Below are 5221 nucleotides of genomic sequence, written 5' to 3'. Positions count from 1 at the left end.
AATCGGATCGAGAAAAGATCTGATAGAGTCGGAAACGCAAGAACGAAGGGAAGCGCCCGGAGGAAAGCCCGCGAGGGTGAGTACAAAGGAAGCGACCGTTCCTTGAGAACTCAACAGCGTGCCAAAAATCAACGCCAGATATGTTGATACCCCGTCTCCGGTCATCACGATCGGGACGAGGTTCCTTTGAAAAAACACAGCGAGGACGCTGTGAACCGCCGGACTATTCCTCCGGTGGTTCCGCTCTCGTGGTGTTCATCCCGATTACGGGAAAACATTCACGGAGAGTTTGATCCTGGCTCAGGACGAACGCTGGCGGCGTGCTTAACACATGCAAGTCGAACGATGAACCACTTCGGTGGGGATTAGTGGCGAACGGGTGAGTAACACGTGGGCAATCTGCCCTGCACTCTGGGACAAGCCCTGGAAACGGGGTCTAATACCGGATATGAGCCGGAACCGCATGGTTCTGGTTGTAAAGCTCCGGCGGTGCAGGATGAGCCCGCGGCCTATCAGCTTGTTGGTGAGGTAATGGCTCACCAAGGCGACGACGGGTAGCCGGCCTGAGAGGGCGACCGGCCACACTGGGACTGAGACACGGCCCAGACTCCTACGGGAGGCAGCAGTGGGGAATATTGCACAATGGGCGAAAGCCTGATGCAGCGACGCCGCGTGAGGGATGACGGCCTTCGGGTTGTAAACCTCTTTCAGCAGGGAAGAAGCGAGAGTGACGGTACCTGCAGAAGAAGCGCCGGCTAACTACGTGCCAGCAGCCGCGGTAATACGTAGGGCGCAAGCGTTGTCCGGAATTATTGGGCGTAAAGAGCTCGTAGGCGGCTTGTCACGTCGATTGTGAAAGCCCGAGGCTTAACCTCGGGTCTGCAGTCGATACGGGCTAGCTAGAGTGTGGTAGGGGAGATCGGAATTCCTGGTGTAGCGGTGAAATGCGCAGATATCAGGAGGAACACCGGTGGCGAAGGCGGATCTCTGGGCCATTACTGACGCTGAGGAGCGAAAGCGTGGGGAGCGAACAGGATTAGATACCCTGGTAGTCCACGCCGTAAACGGTGGGAACTAGGTGTTGGCGACATTCCACGTCGTCGGTGCCGCAGCTAACGCATTAAGTTCCCCGCCTGGGGAGTACGGCCGCAAGGCTAAAACTCAAAGGAATTGACGGGGGCCCGCACAAGCGGCGGAGCATGTGGCTTAATTCGACGCAACGCGAAGAACCTTACCAAGGCTTGACATACACCGGAAACGTCTGGAGACAGGCGCCCCCTTGTGGTCGGTGTACAGGTGGTGCATGGCTGTCGTCAGCTCGTGTCGTGAGATGTTGGGTTAAGTCCCGCAACGAGCGCAACCCTTGTTCTGTGTTGCCAGCATGCCCTTCGGGGTGATGGGGACTCACAGGAGACCGCCGGGGTCAACTCGGAGGAAGGTGGGGACGACGTCAAGTCATCATGCCCCTTATGTCTTGGGCTGCACACGTGCTACAATGGCCGGTACAAAGAGCTGCGATACCGTGAGGTGGAGCGAATCTCAAAAAGCCGGTCTCAGTTCGGATTGGGGTCTGCAACTCGACCCCATGAAGTCGGAGTCGCTAGTAATCGCAGATCAGCATTGCTGCGGTGAATACGTTCCCGGGCCTTGTACACACCGCCCGTCACGTCACGAAAGTTGGTAACACCCGAAGCCGGTGGCCCAACCCCTTGTGGGAGGGAGCTGTCGAAGGTGGGACTAGCGATTGGGACGAAGTCGTAACAAGGTAGCCGTACCGGAAGGTGCGGCTGGATCACCTCCTTTCTAAGGAGCATCTAGATCTCGTAAGAGATCCAGAGCCACTACGTCGGCGAACGATCGACGGTGGTCAGCTCATGGGTGGAACGTTGATTATTCGGCCTGGATTCCGGGTCGGGGGCTGCTAGTACTGCTCGTCAGAGCGTGGAACGCATGATCTCCGGACGGGTTCTGGCCGGGCACGCTGTTGGGTGTCTGAGGGAATGATCTTCCTTCAGTCGCCGGCCCCGGTGAAGCATCGCGTGAGCGATGTGTGACGGGTGGCTGGTCGTTGTTTGAGAACTGCACAGTGGACGCGAGCATCTGTGGCCAAGTTTTTAAGGGCGCACGGTGGATGCCTTGGCACCAGGAACCGATGAAGGACGTGGGAGGCCGCGATAGTCCCCGGGGAGTCGTCAACCAGGCTTTGATCCGGGGGTTTCCGAATGGGGAAACCCGGCAGTCGTCATGGGCTGTCACCCACTGCTGAACACATAGGCAGTGTGGAGGGAACGAGGGGAAGTGAAACATCTCAGTACCCTCAGGAAGAGAAAACAACCGTGATTCCGGGAGTAGTGGCGAGCGAAACCGGATGAGGCCAAACCGTATGCGTGTGAGACCCGGCAGGGGTTGCGCATGCGGGGTTGTGGGATCTCTCTTTCACAGTCTGCCGGCTGTGAGACGAGTCAGAAACCGTTGATGTAGGCGAAGGACATGCGAAAGGTCCGGCGTAGAGGGTAAGACCCCCGTAGTCGAAACGTCAGCGGCTCGTTTGAGAGACACCCAAGTAGCACGGGGCCCGAGAAATCCCGTGTGAATCTGGCGGGACCACCCGCTAAGCCTAAATATTCCCTGGTGACCGATAGCGGATAGTACCGTGAGGGAATGGTGAAAAGTACCCCGGGAGGGGAGTGAAATAGTACCTGAAACCGTGTGCCTACAAGCCGTGGGAGCGTCGGATGCAGCTTGCTGTATCTCGTGACTGCGTGCCTTTTGAAGAATGAGCCTGCGAGTTTGCGGTGTGTTGCGAGGTTAACCCGGGTGGGGAAGCCGTAGCGAAAGCGAGTCCGAACAGGGCGATTCAGTAGCACGCTCAAGACCCGAAGCGGAGTGATCTAGCCATGGGCAGGTTGAAGCGGAGGTAAGACTTCGTGGAGGACCGAACCCACCAGGGTTGAAAACCTGGGGGATGACCTGTGGTTAGGGGTGAAAGGCCAATCAAACTCCGTGATAGCTGGTTCTCCCCGAAATGCATTTAGGTGCAGCGTCGTGTGTTTCTTGCCGGAGGTAGAGCACTGGATAGGCGATGGGCCCTACCGGGTTACTGACCTTAGCCAAACTCCGAATGCCGGTAAGTGAGAGCGCGGCAGTGAGACTGTGGGGGATAAGCTCCATGGTCGAGAGGGAAACAGCCCAGAGCATCGACTAAGGCCCCTAAGCGTACGCTAAGTGGGAAAGGATGTGGAGTCGCACAGACAACCAGGAGGTTGGCTTAGAAGCAGCCACCCTTGAAAGAGTGCGTAATAGCTCACTGGTCTAGTGATTCCGCGCCGACAATGTAGCGGGGCTCAAGCGTACCGCCGAAGTCGTGTCATTGCAGCATATAGCCCCAACGGGTGCTGTGATGGGTAGGGGAGCGTCGTCTGCCGGGTGAAGCGGCACCGGAAGGTAGTCGTGGACGGTTGACGAGTGAGAATGCAGGCATGAGTAGCGATACAAACGTGAGAAACGTTTGCGCCGATTGACTAAGGGTTCCTGGGTCAAGCTGATCTGCCCAGGGTAAGTCGGGACCTAAGGCGAGGCCGACAGGCGTAGTCGATGGATAACCGGTTGATATTCCGGTACCCGCTGTGAAGCGTCAAACATCGAGCATCGTGATGCTAAGGCCGTGAAGCCGCCCCGGAGCCTTCGGGCAAAGGGGAGTGGTGGAGCCGCCGGACCAAGCGGTTAGTAGGTGAGTGATGGGGTGACGCAGGAAGGTAGTCCATCCCGGGCGGTGGTTGTCCCGGGGTAAGGGTGTAGGACGGTGTGTAGGCAAATCCGCACATCATGTGTCTGAGACCTGATGCCGAGCCGATTGTGGTGAAGTGGATGATCCTATGCTGTCGAGAAAAGCCTCTAGCGAGTTTCATGGCGGCCCGTACCCTAAACCGACTCAGGTGGTCAGGTAGAGAATACCGAGGCGTTCGGGTGAACTATGGTTAAGGAACTCGGCAAAATGCCCCCGTAACTTCGGGAGAAGGGGGGCCATTCCTGGTGATGATCTTTACGGTCTGAGCTGGGGGTGGCCGCAGAGACCAGCGAGAAGCGACTGTTTACTAAAAACACAGGTCCGTGCGAAGCCGTAAGGCGATGTATACGGACTGACGCCTGCCCGGTGCTGGAACGTTAAGGGGACCGGTTAGCTCACTTTCGGGTGGGCGAAGCTGAGAACTTAAGCGCCAGTAAACGGCGGTGGTAACTATAACCATCCTAAGGTAGCGAAATTCCTTGTCGGGTAAGTTCCGACCTGCACGAATGGCGTAACGACTTCTCGACTGTCTCAACCATAGGCCCGGTGAAATTGCACTACGAGTAAAGATGCTCGTTTCGCGCAGCAGGACGGAAAGACCCCGGGACCTTTACTACAGTTTGATATTGGTGTTCGGTTCGGCTTGTGTAGGATAGCTGGGAGACTGTGAAGCTTGGACGCCAGTTCAGGTGGAGTCGTCGTTGAAATACCAGTCTGGTCGTGCTGGATGTCTAACCTGGGTCCGTGATCCGGATCAGGGACAGTGTCTGATGGGTAGTTTAACTGGGGCGGTTGCCTCCCAAAGGGTAACGGAGGCGCCCAAAGGTTCCCTCAGCCTGGTTGGCAATCAGGTGTTGAGTGTAAGTGCACAAGGGAGCTTGACTGTGAGACCGACGGGTCGAGCAGGGACGAAAGTCGGGACTAGTGATCCGGCGGTGGCTTGTGGAAGCGCCGTCGCTCAACGGATAAAAGGTACCCCGGGGATAACAGGCTGATCTTCCCCAAGAGTCCATATCGACGGGATGGTTTGGCACCTCGATGTCGGCTCGTCGCATCCTGGGGCTGGAGTCGGTCCCAAGGGTTGGGCTGTTCGCCCATTAAAGCGGTACGCGAGCTGGGTTTAGAACGTCGTGAGACAGTTCGGTCCCTATCCGCTGTGCGCGTAGGAGTCTTGAGAAGGGCTGTCCCTAGTACGAGAGGACCGGGACGGACGAACCTCTGGTGTGCCAGTTGTTCTGCCAAGGGCATGGCTGGTTGGCTACGTTCGGGAGGGATAACCGCTGAAAGCATCTAAGCGGGAAGCCTGCTTCGAGATGAGGACTCCCACCCACTTGATGGGGTAAGGCTCCCAGTAGACGACTGGGTTGATAGGCCAGATATGGAAGCCTGGTAACGGGTGGAGTTGACTGGTACTAATAGGCCGAGGGCTTGTCC

2 rRNA genes are annotated in these 5221 nt (G+C 57.3%); both read left to right on the top strand.

What is annotated here, in order from left to right:
- Positions 1–277 precede the first annotated feature (277 nt).
- A 16S ribosomal RNA gene (locus tag JK359_RS38340) occupies positions 278–1803 on the top strand.
- Positions 1804–2104: 301 nt separating this feature from the next.
- Positions 2105–5221, top strand: a 23S ribosomal RNA gene (locus JK359_RS38335); the annotation flags it as partial.

Origin of the sequence: Streptomyces actinomycinicus, from assembly GCF_016741775.1 — a bacterium.
GTDB lineage: Bacteria > Actinomycetota > Actinomycetes > Streptomycetales > Streptomycetaceae > Streptomyces > Streptomyces actinomycinicus.
This window is presented reverse-complemented; position numbering and strand designations above follow the sequence as displayed.